11 protein-coding genes and 1 pseudogene are annotated in these 16,139 nt (G+C 74.0%); 5 read left to right on the forward strand and 7 right to left on the reverse strand.

Translation table 11 applies throughout. The features are described from left to right. Positions 1–3: 3 nt before the first annotated feature. From IE332_RS06840 to IE332_RS06865, 6 genes are all read right to left on the reverse strand, one after another. Positions 4–1,533: a Wzz/FepE/Etk N-terminal domain-containing protein gene (locus IE332_RS06840; protein WP_189914238.1), complete on the reverse strand. Its 1,530-nt coding sequence runs from the start codon at positions 1,531–1,533 to the stop codon at positions 4–6. Continuing rightward, a complete protein-coding gene (locus tag IE332_RS06845) occupies positions 1,530–2,891 on the reverse strand; it encodes a Wzz/FepE/Etk N-terminal domain-containing protein (RefSeq protein WP_189914239.1) in 1,362 nt (453 codons plus the stop codon). The genes IE332_RS06840 and IE332_RS06845 overlap by 4 nt, the downstream gene beginning before the upstream one ends. Continuing rightward, positions 2,888–4,168 carry a glycosyltransferase family 4 protein gene (locus IE332_RS06850; protein WP_189914240.1) on the reverse strand — a complete coding sequence of 427 codons (1,281 nt, stop codon included), beginning with the start codon at positions 4,166–4,168 and terminating at the stop codon, positions 2,888–2,890. Before IE332_RS06850 ends, IE332_RS06845 begins: the two co-directional genes overlap by 4 nt. Then, entirely contained in the window at positions 4,158–5,474 is a 1,317-nt protein-coding gene (locus tag IE332_RS06855; protein ID WP_189914241.1) for a nucleotide sugar dehydrogenase, read from the reverse strand. Before IE332_RS06855 ends, IE332_RS06850 begins: the two co-directional genes overlap by 11 nt. A 94-nt stretch (positions 5,475–5,568) precedes the next feature. Then, complete coding sequence (locus tag IE332_RS06860; RefSeq protein ID WP_229928431.1) at positions 5,569–7,053, reverse strand: sugar transferase; 1,485 nt, start codon at positions 7,051–7,053, stop codon at positions 5,569–5,571. A gap of 689 nt (positions 7,054–7,742) precedes the next feature. Then, positions 7,743–10,520 carry a SpoIIE family protein phosphatase gene (locus tag IE332_RS06865; protein ID WP_444542934.1) on the reverse strand — a complete coding sequence of 926 codons (2,778 nt, stop codon included), beginning with the start codon at positions 10,518–10,520 and terminating at the stop codon, positions 7,743–7,745. Between the two features lie 188 nt (positions 10,521–10,708). Between IE332_RS06865 and IE332_RS06870 the strand changes: the two genes are divergently transcribed. The 3 genes from IE332_RS06870 (at position 10,709) to IE332_RS06880 (ending at position 13,078) form a co-directional block, all read left to right on the forward strand. Next, entirely contained in the window at positions 10,709–11,242 is a 534-nt protein-coding gene (locus IE332_RS06870; RefSeq protein ID WP_189914243.1) for a pyridoxamine 5'-phosphate oxidase family protein, read from the forward strand. Positions 11,243–11,297: 55 nt separating this feature from the next. Next, the gene (locus IE332_RS06875; protein WP_189914244.1) at positions 11,298–12,311 is read left to right on the forward strand and encodes a helix-turn-helix transcriptional regulator; all 1,014 of its coding nucleotides are present in this window, start codon (positions 11,298–11,300) and stop codon (positions 12,309–12,311) included. Between the two features lie 254 nt (positions 12,312–12,565). After that, positions 12,566–13,078, forward strand: coding sequence for a hypothetical protein (locus IE332_RS06880; RefSeq protein ID WP_189914245.1), 513 nt, complete (start codon positions 12,566–12,568; stop codon positions 13,076–13,078). A 69-nt stretch (positions 13,079–13,147) separates the two neighbouring features. Here the strand turns inward: IE332_RS06880 and IE332_RS06885 are convergent, their stop codons facing one another. Continuing rightward, positions 13,148–14,329: a helix-turn-helix domain-containing protein gene (locus tag IE332_RS06885; protein ID WP_229928383.1), complete on the reverse strand. Its 1,182-nt coding sequence runs from the start codon at positions 14,327–14,329 to the stop codon at positions 13,148–13,150. Between the two features lie 283 nt (positions 14,330–14,612). Here IE332_RS06885 and IE332_RS06890 point away from each other — a divergent pair, with 283 nt between their 5' ends. After that, positions 14,613–15,887, forward strand: a complete 1,275-nt coding sequence (locus IE332_RS06890; RefSeq protein WP_229928384.1) for a L,D-transpeptidase — start codon at positions 14,613–14,615, stop codon at positions 15,885–15,887. A gap of 103 nt (positions 15,888–15,990) precedes the next feature. After that, a pseudogene (locus IE332_RS06895) lies at positions 15,991–16,089 on the forward strand (AAA family ATPase); the annotation flags it as partial. Positions 16,090–16,139 lie beyond the last annotated feature (50 nt).

A 16,139-nucleotide genomic window follows, 5' to 3' on the forward strand; every position in this document is an offset into this window, starting at 1 on the left:
GTCCTACCTCGCCTCCTGGTCGCTGTCCGGGACCCGTGCGGTCCACATCGGTCGTCGCTCCGTCCGCCGCCGACCCGTCCCGTTCTGCCGGGCCGTCCGCTCGGTGCGGCCGGCCGCGGGGATGCGCGGCCCGTCCCAGAGCGTGCCGTCGGTCCGGTCCCCCGGATCGGGGTCGATCAGCACCACGCCGATCACCGGAATGTCCTGGTCGGCGAGTTGCCGCGCCACGGTGTGCAGCCATGCGGCGCTGCCGTGCCCGGCCCGTACCACGAGCACGGTCCGGGTGCCGAGGTGGCGCAGGTCGGTCCAGGCCGTGCCGGGTGCCACCGAGCCGACGCCGAGCCGGAGTTCCTGACCGGCGGTGGCCGCGGCCGAATCGTCGGCGACCACGGTCGGGTCCCCCGGCTGCGGGCGGCGCTTGGCGAGCTGCGGGCCGGGCAGACCGTCGACGACCACCACCGGCCCCTGCTCCCCCAGCTCCCGGCCGAGGTCCAGGGCGATCGCGCCGACGCTTCCCGCGCAGCCCAGTTCGAGCAGCGACACCGGCTCCGCGGAGCCGCGTACGGTACGGGCCAGGGTCGTGGTGAGCCGCGTCCGGGCCGCTCGGGCCCGCCGGCCCCGCAGCCGGCCGGCCGACCGGCGGGGCAGGCCGCGCAGCTCCGCGATGACGGAGGCGCCGAGGTTCGCCGCGATGTCCCGGCGCAGCACCGGGCGGTCCGCCACCACCGCGCCGACCGCGGCCCAGGTGATCCCGAGGACGAGCCCGAGGACGAGCCCGATCGCGGCGTCGGTGGCGGCGGTCTTCGGCAGCGACTGCCGCACCGCGTGCGGGGCGTCGACGATCTGGGTGCCGGCGACGAGCCGGGGCGTGCCGACCCGCGCCGCGGCGGCGCGCTGGCCGAACTCGGTGATCCGCGAGGTGAGGTCGGCCCGGCTGGAGTAGAGCGACTCCAGGTTCGCCGAGCCCTTCGGTCCGCTCTGCTGCGGTGCGTCCCCGATCGCCGCGTTGATCTGGGCGAGCTCCTCCCGCATCCGGTCCCGCTGGTCGAGCAGCGCCTTGGCCTCGGCGTCCGCGGCTTCCTGGATCCGCCGGACGTGGTCCGCGACGAAGGCGTCGGCCAGCGCCTTGGCGCGGGCCACCGCCTCCGCGTCGCTGGGGCCCTTCACGTCGATCTCCAGCAGGTTGTTGGTCAGGCCGACGCCCGCGTACTCCGTCATGAAGTCCTCCGGCTTCTCCGAGGAGCCGAGGGACTGCAGGGCCTTGGCGGCGATCCCCGTGGTCTGCAGCACGGCGACGTCGGTGCGGATCAGCGTCCCGGAGTCGTTCGGCTGGTCCGCCTCGTGCGCGACCAGCAGCTTGACCACCGCGCTCGGCGGCGGCGGCTTCAGCACGGCCACCGCCGCGCCGAGCAGCAGCCCGATCAGCGCCATGGCGCACCACAGCCGGCGGCGCCTGCGCACCGCGGCCACCAGCGCCTGCAGGTCCAGGAGCGGGGCGGCGGCCGGCGGCTCCGTTGTCGTGGTCGTCGTCACCCGGCCGCTCTCCTCGTGTCGTCGCCGCCCACGAGCACCGGCTCGGGCACGTCCGGACGGGTGTCGGCGGAGCGCGTCGGACGGTCCCGGACCAGGTCGGCGACGACCACGCCGACCACCTCCTGCCCGGCCTCCGCACACGCCCCGGCGATGCCGGCGAGCTCGGCCGCGGTCCGGCTGCCCGCGCTGAGCACGACCAGCACGCCGGACTCGTCCTCGCGGTCGGGCAGCAGCGGCCGGGTCACCGACACCTCCACCACCCGCAGCAGCGGCTCGCCGTCCGCCTCGGCGGCGAGCCGTTCGGCGGCCCGGCGGGCCGGCCCGTCCCCGTCCGGGACGACGACCAGCAGCCGGCGGGAGGCCGGCAGCCGCTCCCGGAGGCGGGCGCAGACCCGCCGGTAGCGGACGCGCCGGCCGGCCTCGTCGCCGGAGGCGTGCGGGACCGGCAGGTCCCACCGGGTGTCGAGGCCCAGCAGCCGGCGGACCAGGGCCCGCGGGCCGCGGTCCCGGGCCGCCTTCGCGGACCGTTCGGCGGTGACGTCGACGGTGCCGAGGAGCACCGAGCCCAGCGCCGCGGCGGTCTCCGGTTCGGTGCGCAGCCGCCGGCTCGTCCGGGCGGCGGTGAGGTGGCCGATGATCCCGAGCAGGAGGGCCACCAGCGCCCCGCCCGCGACGAGCTGGATCCTGGTCGGCGCCGCCTGGCCGGTCGGCCGGGCCGCCGACCCCATGACGACCATGGACTTGTTGGCGGACGGGTCGGCCTGGTCCAGCTTCTTGACGGCGTCCTGCAGCGCGGTGCGCAGCTTCTCCAGTTCGGTACGGGTCTGCACGCTGTCCATGCCCTGTCCCGGGGCGGCCGCGTCGGCCAGCTCGGTGATCCGGCGGCTCGCCTGCGCCACCAGCTGCCGCAGCGCCTCGGGCTGCGCCGCCTCGGGGTCGGTGCCGTCGCCCGCGATCCGGGCGGCGAAGGTGACGAACTGCCGGGCCACCTGGTCGGAGAGCTGCTGCGCGCGCTCCGGGGTCTCGGCGGTGCCCGAGATCTTGATGATGTTCCCGTCCGCCGCCGTGGCGGTCACCCGGTCCCGCAGGTCGCTGCCGCTGACCCCGGACCAGCCGAGCGTGGCGGCCACCCGGTCGATCACCACCGAACTGGACGCGATCTCCGCCTGGGTGAGCAGCTCGCGCTCCTGCCACGCCCCCGGCAGCAGCACCGACGCCGAGGTCGTGTACTGCGGCGGGAACAGCGCGGAGCCCCCGTAGCCGGCGAGCGCGCCCACCACCGCGAGGACGGTGAGCAGCCGCCAGCGCCGGCGCAGGATCCGGCCGATCGTGGCCAGGCGTATCGTGTCGTCGTTCAACGGAGCGGCCTTCTCCCCGCCCGCTTCCGGCCGCGCGCCGCCACCGGGGCCCGGTCGCCGCAGGCCGCGGCGTAGGCGGCGAGCAGCGCCCGCTGGGAGTTCCGCCAGGACAGCGGCCCGTTGACCCGCTCCTGGCCGAGCTTGCCCATCCAGGCCCGCTTGTCCGGGTCGTCCAGCAGCTGCGCGATCAGCCCGGCGAACCCGCTCTCGTCGTTGGCGGGCGCGTAGACGGCGGCGTCCCCGGCGGAGACCCGGGCCTCGCGGAGGTCGAAGGAGACCATCGGCCGACCCATCACCATGTACTCCAGGACCTTGTTCATGGTCGACACGTCGTTGAGCGGGTTGCGCGGGTCCGGGGAGAGGCAGACGTCCGCCGTGGACAGGTAGCGCGCCAGGTCGGCGTCCGGGACGCGCCCGGTGAACTGCACCTGCTCCGAGAGCCCGAGCCGCCCCGACAGCTCCACCATCGCGTCGAAGGTGTCGCCGCCGCCGACGAACACCGCGTGCCAGTCGGTCCGGCCGAACTCGTCGCGCAGCTTCGCGAGCGACCGCAGGGCGTAGTCGACGCCGTCCTGCGGACCCATGACGCCCAGGTAGCACAGCAGATGGGGCTTGCCGCGCTTGAGCTCCGGCTCGGGCGGCACCGGCTGGAAGCGGTCGGTGTCGGGCGCGCTGCGCACCACGAAGACGTCCTCCGGCCGCTTGCCGCCGCGGCGCAGCGCGACGTCCCGGTAGCTCTCGTTGGTGGCGAGCACGATGTCCGCGGCCCGGTAGGTGAGCCGCTCCAGCGCGCACACGGCGCGGTAGAGCAGGTCCTCGCCGCGGTCGAACCGGGAGAGGTACAGCTCGGGGACCAGGTCGTGCTGGTCGAACACGAACCGGGCACCGCGCCGCTTCAGCCACAGGGCGGGCAGGAACAGCAGGTCGGGCGGGTTGCAGGCGTGGACCACGTCGACCGGGCCGACCTGGCGGGCCAGCCGGGCCGTGTGCCACAGCGCCGATCCGTACTCCCGCAGGTAGCCGGCCGGTCCGCCGGTGGCCGCGTGCAGGGGGTAGCGGTGGATCCGCACCCCGTCGATCACCACCTCCCGTTCGGTGTCCCGCTTGCTGCCCAGGGGACAGATGACGTCCACCGTCCAGCCCGCGTCGCGCAGCGTGGTGCACTCCTGCCACACCCGCCGGTCGAAGGGCACCGACAGGTTCTCCACCAGGATCAGCGCGCGACGGGCCGGCCCGTCGCCGCCGACCGCGGCGCTCGACGACGCGTCACCAGGCAAGGCCCACGTACCCCGGTTCGGTCCGGCGCGCGTCGGCGTCGGGCAGGTGGACGAGGTCGACGATCACCGTGCCGTCGCCGTGCGGCAGCGCGGCCAGCACGGCCGGGTCCGCCGTCCCGACCACGCACACCTCGGCGTGGTCGAGCACCTCGTCGACGGAGTCCGTGAGCAGCTGCGCGAGGTGCGGCAACCGGGTCTCGATGTACTCGCGGTTCGCGCCGAGCAGCCGGGAGAGGTTCACGTTGGGGTCGTGGATCCGCAGGTCGTAGCCCTTGCCGAAGAGCCGCTCGGCCAGCTCGACGAGCGGGCTCTCGCGGAGGTCGTCGGTGCCGGGTTTGAAGGACAGGCCGAACAGGCCCACCCGCCGCTTCCCGGTACGCTCGATCAACTCCAGTGCGCGCCCCAGGTGTTCGGCGTTGGAGGGCAGCACGTGGGAGAGGATGGGCACCGCGACGTCGGCCTGCCGGGCCGCGTGGACCAGGCTGCGCAGGTCCTTGGGCAGGCAGGAGCCGCCGAAGGCGAAGCCGGGCCGCAGGTAGGCGGGGCTGATGTTCAGCTTGCGGTCGGCCAGGAACACGTCGATCACCTGGTGCGAGTCCACCCCGAGCGCCCGGCAGACCGCGCCCAGCTCGTTCGCGAAGCCGATCTTGAGACCGTGGAACGCGTTGTCCGCGTACTTGATCGCCTCGGCCGTCGGGACCGGCACCCGGAACACCTCGCCGGGCAGGCCGTCGTACAGCGCGGCGACCACGTCCCCGCTCGCGGCGTCGAGCTCGCCGATGACGGTCTTGGGCGGGTCGAAGAAGTCCCGCACGCTGGTGCCCTCGCGCAGGAACTCCGGGTTGACCGCGACCCCGAAGTCCACCCCGGCGGTGCCGCCGGTGTGCTTCTCCAGGATCGGCACCAGCAGGTTCAGGCAGGTGCCCGGGAGCATGGTGCTGCGGAAGACGACGGTGTGCCGCCCGCCCCGCTCGGCCAGCGCGGCGCCGATCTGCTCGGCCACCCGCTCCAGGTAGGCGGTGCAGAGGCTCCCGTTGGGCTCCGACGGCGTGCCCACGCAGACCAGCGACACGTCGCTGGCCATGACCGCCTCGCGGACGTCGGCGGTGGCGCGCAGCGCTCCGGCCGCCACCACCTCGGCGATCAGCTCGCCGATCCGCTCCTCGACCACCGGGGCCTTGCCGTCGTTGACCAGGTCGACCTTCACCTGGTTCACGTCCACTCCGATGACCTCGTGACCGAGGCCGGCCAGGCACGCGGCCGACACGCAGCCCACGTAGCCGAGCCCCAGGACGCTGATCCTCATGACTCGTTCCTCCCCTCCGGCAGGCCCTTGTGGCCGGCCCTCCGCGCGCCCATCGGACGACGCCCCCCTCGTCGGTTCCTTCGCGTCCTTCGCATCAGTACGCCCCCTGGCCCTGGAGCACCGCACGCAGCGTCTTCCAGAGGATCACCGTGTCCAGGGCGAGCGACCAGTCCTCCACGTACCGCAGGTCCAGCCGGACCGCCTCCTCCCACGGCAGGTCGCTGCGCCCGCTGATCTGCCACAGGCCGGTGAGCCCGGGCTTGACGAGCAGCCGCCGCCGGATCTCCGGGCCGTACGCGGCGGACTCCTCCGGCAGCGGCGGCCGCGGGCCGACCAGCGACATCGAGCCGGTGAGCACGTTGACGAGCTGCGGGAGCTCGTCGAGCGAGTACCGGCGCAGCACCCCGCCCACCCGGGTCACCCGCGGATCCCGGCGGAGCTTGAACAGCAGTCCGGCGCCCTCGTTGCGGTCGGCCAGTTCGGCCCGGGCCCGGTCCGCCCCGGCGACCATGGTGCGGAACTTGACCAGGGTGAACTCCCGGCCGTCCTTGCCCACCCGGTGCTGCCGGTAGAACGCCCCGCCCCTGCTGTCCAGCAGCACCAGCAGCCCGACGCCCACCATCAGCGGCGCGAACAGCACCAGCAGGAAGGCGGCGCCCAGCCGGTCGACGACCTCCTTGACCGCCCGGCGGCCGCCGGTGAAGGCCGGCATGCTGACCCGCAGCATCGGGATCCCGAGCACCGCGTCGACGTGCAGCCGCGGGCCGGCCACCTCCATCAGCACGGGCGCGACGACCATCTCGGCGTCGCCGCCTTCGAGGTCCCAGGCCAGCCGCTGCAGCCGGTCCGGCGTCCAGTACGGGTCGGGGGTGATCGCGAGAACGCGGTAGCCGTCCCGGCGGACGTGGGTGGCGACGTCCGTCAGCCGGCCGACGACCGGCACGCCGTAGAGCCGGTCACCGCCCAGCCCGAGGGCGTACGGCGTGCAGACCGCCTCCACCCGCCAGCCGAGGTGCGGGAACTTGCGGGTCCGGGTGATCAGGTCGCGCACGGTGGCCGGGCTCCCGGCGGCGAGCACCGGGCGCAGGCACCGCCCTTCCTTGCGCTGTTTGTGCAGCCACAGCCGCAGCAGATAGCGCTCGGTCATGGTGACGAGCGTGATCGCCGGAATGGCGACGAAGATCCAGAGTTTGATGTTGTGCGAGGTGAGGGCGATTCCGCCGAGTGCGAGGACGACGGCCGCCGTGAACAGCGAGCGGCCGAGCCGCCGGAATTCCTCGGCACCCTGGCCGAGAACGGCCGGGGCCCACGACCGGGTCATGCCGAGTGCCCCCACCACCAGCAGTTCGGTGCCGAAGGCGAGAATTCCCCATTTCTCGTGCCAGCTGGCCGCGTCCCGGACCCCGAAGAATCCGCCGATGGCCGCTACCACGAACGCGGTGGCCACGGTGTCACTGATGATCACGGTACGGCGGTACTGCTGCTCCCAGTCGCTCTCGGGCCGGCCGAGCGACCCGTTCCCCCGACGCCCCCGCGCCGGTCGAAACGGGACGGCTAACTCTCCTTCCCCCTGCTCCACGGCCCCCGTCAAGTCACCAGTGGGTTCGACGTGTTCGCTCCACACGATTCCTCCCCCCGGGAGGCTCGCGCCTCCCGCACTGATCCTCCCCTTCGGGAGGTCCCGCCTCCCCGACCGCGCTGTTCCTACCGCCGGGAGGCCCCCGCCTCCCGCGCATGGCGAACCGGCTCTTGCAGCGCTACGTGAACATCCCGCCCGGATCCCGGAGGACTCGTCCGTCCCACCGGAATCCCGCGTCACACGGGAAACCGCCGACGGCTGCTCTCCGTCTTCGAATTCCCCGCGCGGGCGCCGGAAATCGATCACCCCACGCCTACCGCCGGAGACACGAAAACCACTGCCCGCGGCAATGGACCCGTAGATCATCGATCATCGCCGGCGCCCTGCCGTGCGAAGTGAAAGTCAATCTAGAGCATCCGGGGCACCGAAAGAGTGGGATGTGTGAAATGCGTGCACGAGATTTGAAAGTGGATCTACGAATGATGATCGTCGATGAACACCACGGGAACGGCTGGATGCGCCGTGACCTGTACGGACGGCGCCCTCCGGGCGGAGCGGACCCGGGAAGTCCGCCGGCCGGAGGATCACCTTCGGAGGGCCGGATCCGGCCATCGGAAGGCTTGTCGTGACCGGTCCAGGACCCCGCGACGACGCGAACCGGATGCCCCGGTTCCGCGACCCCGTGCCGGCTACCCCTCGCCCGGCAGGGCCGGCGCGGCCGCCGGACGCAGGACCTGCTCGGCCCAGATGATCTTGCCGTCCGGGGTGTAGCGGACGCCCCAGCGTTCGGCGAGCCGGGCGATCAGGAACAGTCCGCGGCCGCCCTCGTCCTCGTCGGCCGCGTAGCGCAGGTGCGGGGCGGTGCTGCCGGCGTCCGAGACCTCGCAGATCAGGGTGCGGTCGTACAGCAGCCGCACCGTGATCGGTGCGGTCGCGTAGCGGATCGCGTTGGTCACCAGCTCGCTGAGCACCAGTTCGGTGACGAAGGCGGCCTCGTCCAGGCCCCACACGGTGAGCTGCCGGGCGGCCTCGGCCCGGACCCGGGCCACCTCCGTGGGATCCGCGGCCACCTCCCACTCGGCCCTGCGGTCGGGTGCCAGCACGCGGGTCCGGGCGACCAGCAGGGCGATGTCGTCGGCCTGGCGGACGGGCGGCAGGGCGCCGAGCACGGCGTCGCAGACCTCCTCGGGCGACCGGCCCGGGTGGGCCAGGGAGGCCATCAGGAGGTCCAGGCCGACGCCGATGTCACGGGTGCGGTCCTCGACCAGGCCGTCGGTGTAGAGGACCAGGCTGCTCCCCTCCGGCAGCCGCACCCGCGCGGCTTCGAAGGGCATACCGCCCAGGCCGAGCGGCGGACCGGCGGGCAGGTCCAGCAGCATCGCCGTGCCGTCCGGGAGCAGGACCGCGGGCGGGGGATGGCCGGCCCGGGCCATGACGCAGGTGGCGGCGGTGGGGTCGTAGATGGCGTAGAGGCAGGTGGCGCCGGTGATCCCGGGCGCCCCCTCGACCGCGGCCGTCTCCTGGTCGATGTGGGCGACCAGTTCGTCCAGGTGCCCGAGCAGCTCGTCCGGCGGCAGGTCGAGGGTGGAGAAGTTCTGGACCGCCGTGCGCAGCCGGCCCATGGTCGCGGCCGCGTGCAGGCCGTGGCCGACCACGTCGCCGACGACGAGCGCCACCCGGGTGCCCGACAGCGGGATGACGTCGAACCAGTCGCCGCCGACCCCCGCCTGGGCCGGCAGGTAGCGGTAGGCGACGTCCAGGGCGTTCTGCTCGGGCAGGGCCCGCGGCAGGAGGCTGTGCTGCAGGGTGACGGCCATCGTGTGCTCGCGCGTGAAGCGGCGGGCGTTGTCGACGGACACGGCGGCCCGGGCGGCCAGCTCCTCGGCCAGGGACAGGTCCTCCTCCTCGAACGGGCCGCTGTCCCGGCCGCGCCAGAAGCAGGCGATCCCCGTCAGCACGCCCCGCGCCGTCAGCGGCACGGCGATCATCGACGCCAGCCCGAACTCCAGCACCGCCCGGGTGCGCTCGGCGTCCTGCATCCGCCAGCCGACGTCGGTCGCGAGCTCGGGCACCAGCGCGGAGTGCCCGCTGACGAAGCCCGCCGCCTGCGGGGAGCTCCCGACCCACCGGACCAGTTCCCCCTGGGGGTACAGCGGCGAATCGTCCCGGCTGCCGGTGACCGCCACCCGTCGCAGCTCCACCGGCGCCCCGGCCGCCGGCGCGGTCGGCTCCTCGCCGCGCAGGACCTCGTCGGCGAGGTCGACGGTGGCGTAGTCGCAGAACTCCCGGGCGGCCATCGCGGCGAGCTCCTCGGCGGTGCGCCGCACGTCCAGGGTCGTACCGATGGCGACGCTCGCGTCGTACAGCAGCCGCAGCCGGCCGCGGGCGACCTCGGCCTTCCCGGAGAGGGCGACCAGCTCGGTGGAGTCGCGCAGGGTGGTGACGCTGCCGGACAGAGCACCCCTGCTGTCGATGGGCCGGTTGTTGACGGCCAGCAACCGCTCACCGACCGGGAGCACCTCGTCGGTGACCGCGCGGCCGGAGGTCAGCAGGTCGGTCGTCCGGGAGCCCAGGCCGAGGCCGGTGACGGCGCGCCCCTCCGCGTCCGGGGGAAGGTCGAGCAGCCGGCGCGCCTCGTCGTTGGCCAGCAGCACCCGGCCGTCGCCGCCGACGATGGCCACGCCCTCGCGCACCGCGTGCAGCACCGCGTCGTGGTGCTCGTACATCCGGGTCATCTCCTCCGGCCCCAGGCCGTGGGTCTGCCGCAGCAGGCGCCTGCCCACCAGCGCCGTGCCGCCCGTGGCCAGGCCGAGCGCGACGGCGCCGGCGCCCAGCACGACCGGCAGCTGCCGGTCGACGGCGCTGCTGACGTTGGCGACCTTCATCCCGGACGACACGATGCCCACGACCGCGCCGCGGTCGTCCTCCACCGGAACCACGACCTGGTACTCCCGGCCGAGCGGGCCGCGCACCTGCTCGACGGTGACCCGGCCCTCCAGCGACGGCCCGATGGTGCCGACGAACTTCTTGCCGATCTGCTCGGGCTGGGGGTGGGTGTAGCGGATGCCGTTCCGGTCGGTCACCACGATGAAGTCGACCCGGGCGGCCTTGCGGGCCGCCTCGGTCAGCGGCTGGAGCACCGCGCTGGGGTCGGGGCCCCGCATCACGGCCACCAGACCGGGCCCGTGGGCGAACGCCTCGGCCGCGGCGAGCGAGCGGTCACGCGCCGCGTCGTACCGGTCACTGCGGGACTGGATCAGCAGCGCGACCACGGCCGCCACCACGAGCAACAGCACGATCGACACCTGCAGGACGAACATCTGCCCGGCGACGCTGCGGATGCCCGTCACGGACCGCAGGCGCCGCTCCGCCGGCTCCCCCGGGCCCGCGCGCGGCTCCCGCCGGCCACGACCGCCACCCGCCCGGCGTCGCGGCAGCCCGGGCGAGGAGCGCGTGTCTCTCGCCATACACCCATGATCCCCCCTGCCGCGACCGGGACATCCGCGCCGCCCGCGCGAACCGCGGCGCCCGTGCGCTCCGCGGCGGGCCGGCGCACCGTGGAAACACGACAGCGGATGTCGGGATTTGCGGAGACAGTGGGAGACGACAGCGGTACCGACGACAGCGGCACGGACAAGAACGGCAAGGACCCCTCATGCGCGAAACACCCGACGAACTCCACCGGCTGCAGGCCCTCCTCGACGCCTCGCTCGCCGGCTCCACGGCGCACCTGCGGTCGATCATCAGCAGCGAGCGCACGCTCACCGCCGAGCAGCTCACCCGGGTGCTCACCGGCATGTGCACGCTCGCGCTGTCCACCGTGACGGCGAAGGGCGAGCCACGGATCAGCGGCGCGGACGGTCACTTCCTGCACGGTGCCTGGCACTTCGGCACCGCGCGCACCGCCGCCAAGGCCCGGCACCTCGCCGCCCGGCCCGCCGCCAGCGTCGCCCACCTGCGCGGGGAGGACCTGGGTGTGTTCACCCACGGCACCGTGGAGGTCCTCAACCCCCTCGACGGCGAACCGGCCGCCGACTGGCCCGACCTGCTCGCGTACTTCCGGGACTTCTACGGCGCCGACACCTTCGACTGGGACAACGACGTGGTCTACTACCGGCTGCACCCGCACTGGATGGCCGTGTTCGCCCCCGACTTCGCCAAGCTCGTCGGGGAGGCCGACGACAGCTGACCCGGGGCGGCCGGGGAGAATCACGCCGATACGGCGGGCGGGGGGGAGGAGCGACATGCGGGCGAGCCGGGCCATCGCGCTGCTGCTGCTCCTCCAGGCCCGGCAGACGATGACCGCCCCGGAGCTCGCCGCCGAGCTGGAAGTCTCCGAGCGCACCGTGCAGCGGGACGTCGCCGCACTGGTCGAGGCCGGGGTGCCGGTGTACGCCGAACGCGGCCGCGGCGGCGGCTACCGGCTCGTCGACGGCTACCGCACCCGCCTCACCGGGCTCGAACGCACCGAGGCCGAGGTCCTGCACCTGGCCGCCCTCCCGGGCCCGCTGCGCGCCATGGGTCTGGCCGGCCAGGCCCTCGCCGCCCGGCTGAAGGTCGCCGCCGTCCTGGGCGACGCCCCCGCGGCCGCCGCCCAGCGGTTCCATCTCGACGCACCGGCCTGGTTCCGCGAGGCCGAGACCCCGCCGCTGCTCCCCGAGGTGTCGCGCGCCGTGTGGGAGGACCGCGTGCTCCAGGCCCGGTATGCCGCGCGCGGCGGCACCCGGGACCGGCGGCTGGAGCCGTACGGCCTGGTCCTGAAGGCCGGGCAGTGGTACGTGGCGGCGCGCGGCCCGTCCGGCCGGATCGGCTCGTACCGCGTCGACCGCTTCGAGAGCGCCGAGGCCGGCGACGAACGGTTCGAGCGCGACCCGGGGTTCGACCTCGCCGGCCACTGGGCCGCGGCGGCACGGGAGTTCACCCGCGCGCTGCTGCGCGAGCGGGCCGTGGTGCGGCTGAGCCCGCTCGCCGTGGCGAACCTCGCCGACCTGCTGGAGCCGACCGCCGCCGCCGACGCCCTCGCCACCGCGGGCCCACCGGACGCCGACGGCTGGGTCACCGTGGCCCTGCCGGTCGAGAACTGGGAGATCGGCTACCTCGAACTCCTTCGCCTCGGCCCGGAGGCCGAGGTCCTCGACCCGCCCGCGCTCCGGGCCCGCCTGGCCGAGGCGACCCGCCGCGCCGCCGGCCTCTACACGGCACCCGGCGACACCCCCCGCGCCGGACACCCCGACCGCGCCCTCACCGCCGACACCTGACCCGCGCACACCGGGGCCGTCGACCCTGGGGAGCCGGACGGGTGAATCCTGCCGGGCAAGCAGGTGTCGACCGCGATCACGCGGACGGCCCAACCCCTGCTGTTCGTGGACGACCGGAGCCCTTGCGGCACAAGGCCGACCGGCCTCTCCCGGTATCCGGCGCCGGGGCCCCGCGGCCGTCCCGGCCGCCTCACCCGGTGTGATCGACTTCCGCTGGATTCGGGCGACCGGCCCGAAGCAGCCGAGGAGAACCGATGCTCCCCACCCTTCCCGCCAAGCGCACCCTCGCCCTCGTCCTGGCCGCCACGGCCGTCGGCACGGCCGCCGCGATCAGCGTGCCCGCCATGGCGAGCGACAGTCCGCAGGAGAGCAAGACCCGCTCCACCCGGGCGGCCCAGGTACCGGACATGACGTTCGACTACACCGGCTCCGACACCCTGTCCGGGCCTCCGGCGCTCGGCGTCCCCTACGGCAACCGCGCCAAGGCCAACGACGTCGACGGGCACCAGATCGGCACCGCCTACGGCAACTGCGTCAAGGACGAGATCGGCTCGACCCAGGACCAGGTGCTCTGCAGCACCGTGCTCAAGTTCACCGACGGCGCTCAGATCGCCATCACCAGCGTGCGGCCCACCGCCCACCCGGGCGCGGAACTCCGGGACTTCGACGCGATCGTCACCGGCGGCACCCTCAGGTACGAGGGCCTCACCGGGTCAGCGCGCTTCACCCCCCGCAGCGTCGGCGTCTACGACGTCAGCTTCAGCTGACCCACCCGGCTCCTCCACCGGCCCCGGCCACCTGACCCCGGATCACCGGGGCAGGGGCCGGGGCCGCCGTCACCCCCGGGGAGCTCTCGGCTCCCAGGCCGTCCCGCCGTTCGGGTAGACGTACAGCGGCCGGCCCTTGACCGCGCTGGTGCGGAACGGGGTGCCGTGGCCCGGGTCGGCGGTGACCGTCCCCTTCCGGGTGCCGGTGGTCCACTCCAGCTCCAGGTACCAGCTGACGTCGTGGGAGGTGGTCTCGGCGTCGACCGCGATGACCACCGGGTCGCTCTCGCTCACCCTGAGCGGCAGGCCGGTGCTGCCGTCGGACACGACCGGAACGGGGTGGGCCGCGTCCAGGTCGACGTCGTACGCGTGGAGGCCGATCCCACCGCCGCAGCCCTCGCCCACGGCGTAGACGTTCCAGGCGAGGGGCGCCGCGACCCGGGTGACCCGGACGTTGATGCCCGTCAGCAGCACGGGCTCCCGACCGGTGCCCTGCACGGTGAGCTTGACCGACTGGTAGTGGCCGGGCACCGCGCCGACCTGGGAGACCCAGCCCGCCACGTCCGGTACGGCGGGCGGCCAGGGGACCTCGGACGGCGGGCGGTCGACCAGGTACTGGTCGCACTGACTGCCCCAGCCGGAGGGGTGGACGGAGACGGTGACCGGGGCGCTGATGCTCGGGTCCGCCCCGGCGGCCGTCCCGGACGGGCTCGCCCCGGCAGCGGCTGCGGACAGCGACGGGGACGGGGACCGGGATGCGGACAGGGACGGCGACGGGGCTCCGGCGGACGGCCGGACATCGGCGGCGCGGGCGGAGTCGGCGCCGGCCTGGTCGGTCTTCAGACCGATGACGACGATCCCGACGGCGGCCAGCACCGCGATGGCCGTCGCCGCGGCGAGGGCGCCCCAACGGCGGGCGCGCCGCCTCGGCGCCACCCCGGGGGCACGGTCCGGTGCGGGCGTCGCCGCCGCGGGCTCGGGCGTTTCGGGGGCGGCGGCCGGCTTGCTCCCCCGTACCGCGCGGGCGACGACCCACAGCCGGTACAGCTCGACGCGTTCCTCCGGCGTCGCCTCGCACAGCTGTGAGAGCCGCTCCAGCGGAGCGAACTCCGTCGGCATCACATCGCCGTTGCAGTAGCGGTGCAGGGCCGAGGTGCTCAGGTGCAACCGCTTCGCCAGCGCACCGTAACTGAGTCCCGACCGGCTCTTCAGCTCCCGCAGCAGCTGCGCGACCTCCTCCGTCTCCCTCAACGTCTCCCCGATTCCCTTCGGCACTGTTCTTCCACCCGCACGTGGCCCCCGTCGTGACCGCGCCCCGTCCCGTAGCGGCCGGACGACCACGGAACGGCCCCGGCAGACAGCACGCGGGACGCCGTCCCATGGTTCCCCCGTCCCGCGAAAGCGTCCCAGCGATCTTTCGTCTCCGCAGCTCAGCGTAGGTGGGGGCGTCCCAGCATCCCTGATCGGGGGTCCACCGTTGCGGCTGGGACGAGCCGCCGGAGAACCTGCCGTCGAACACCGAGAAGGAGCAACTGTGAGCACTGTTCAGGCGGCCCGCGCCGCGATACGCACCGACCGTTTCAACCGTGGCGCGGTGGCCCTGACGATGGGTGGGGTCCTGCTGATGACCGCCGCCTGCGGCGACGGCCAGGACAAGGGCGGCGACGCGGCCGCGACGGCGGGCGCCACCGCCTCCTCCTCCGCCGCCCCCGGCGGCACCGGCGGGACCGGCGGCACCGAGGCGGCCACGACGCCGAAGACCTCGGTCGCGGTGCTGAACGTCGAGCCGAAGGACGGGGCGCAGGGCGTCGCGCCGAACGCGCTCCAGGTGTCCGTCACCAAGGGCAAGCTCACCACGGTCGAGGTGACCGACAAGAACGGCAAGCCCGTCCAGGGGGCGATCTCCCCGGACGGCTCCGGCTGGAAGCCCGCCGCCGGGCTCGCCCCGGGCACCGCGTACACGGTGAACGCCCAGGCGACGGACGCCGACGGCCTGGTGGCCGCGGCCACCTCCGCCTTCACCACCGTCGCGTCCGGCAAGCAGGTCTCCACCAACGACAACATCGCCGACGGCCAGACCTACGGCGTGGGCATGATCGTCAAGGTGGACTTCAGCTCGAAGATCGTGAACAAGGAGGCCGTCGCCAAGGCGATCACCTTCGAGGCGGACAACGGCACCGAGGTGAAGGGCCACTGGTTCGGCGACAACCGGCTGGACTTCCGGCCGGCCGAGCCCTGGAAGCCGGGCACCAAGGTGACCATCCACTACCGGCTGAAGGGCGTCGAGGTCGCCCCGGGCGTCTGGGGCGACGTCGACAAGGACGAGCCGTTCACCATCGGCCGCTCCCAGGTCTCCACCGCGGACGCCGCCACGCACCAGCTCACGATCGTGCGCGACGGCAAGTCCACCACCGTGCCCGCCACCCTCGGCGACGCGCAGCACGCCTCGTGGGGCGGCACGATGGTGATCATGTCCAAGGAGAAGGTCACCCACATGAACTCCCAGACCGTCGGCATGGGCAGCGAGTACGACATCCCCGCCGCCCCCCACGCGATGCGGCTGACCACGTCCGGCACCTACCTCCACGGCAACTTCTGGTACAAGGGCGACCCGTTCGGCAAGGAGAACACCAGCCACGGCTGCGTAGCGCTCAAGGACGTGGAGGGCGGCAGCGACACCTCCGTCGCGGGGTCCTTCTACAACAGCTCGCTGATCGGCGACATCGTCACGATCGTGAACTCGAAGGAGAAGACCGTCGCCCCCGACAACGGCCTCGGCGGCTGGAACCTCCCCTGGGCGAAGTGGTAGCACCCGCCCCGCAGCCCCTCCGCACCCCACAGCCCACCGGCCGCCCCGATCCCCCGGGGCGGCCGGTCCCGTGGCGAGGCGGAGCGGGGAGGCGACCGGCCCCGGCGTGCGCCGGACCGACTGGCGGGACCTCGAACTCGTCGACCACTGGCGCCGCTACCCGGAACGCCCCGAGGCCTACCTGCGCCACATCGCCGGCTGATCCCCGAGTCCCCTGGTGCCCTCCGGCGGAACCGTCCTCCTGCGCGGAAG

It is taken from the genome of Kitasatospora xanthocidica (genome assembly GCF_014656195.1).
GTDB lineage: Bacteria > Actinomycetota > Actinomycetes > Streptomycetales > Streptomycetaceae > Kitasatospora > Kitasatospora xanthocidica.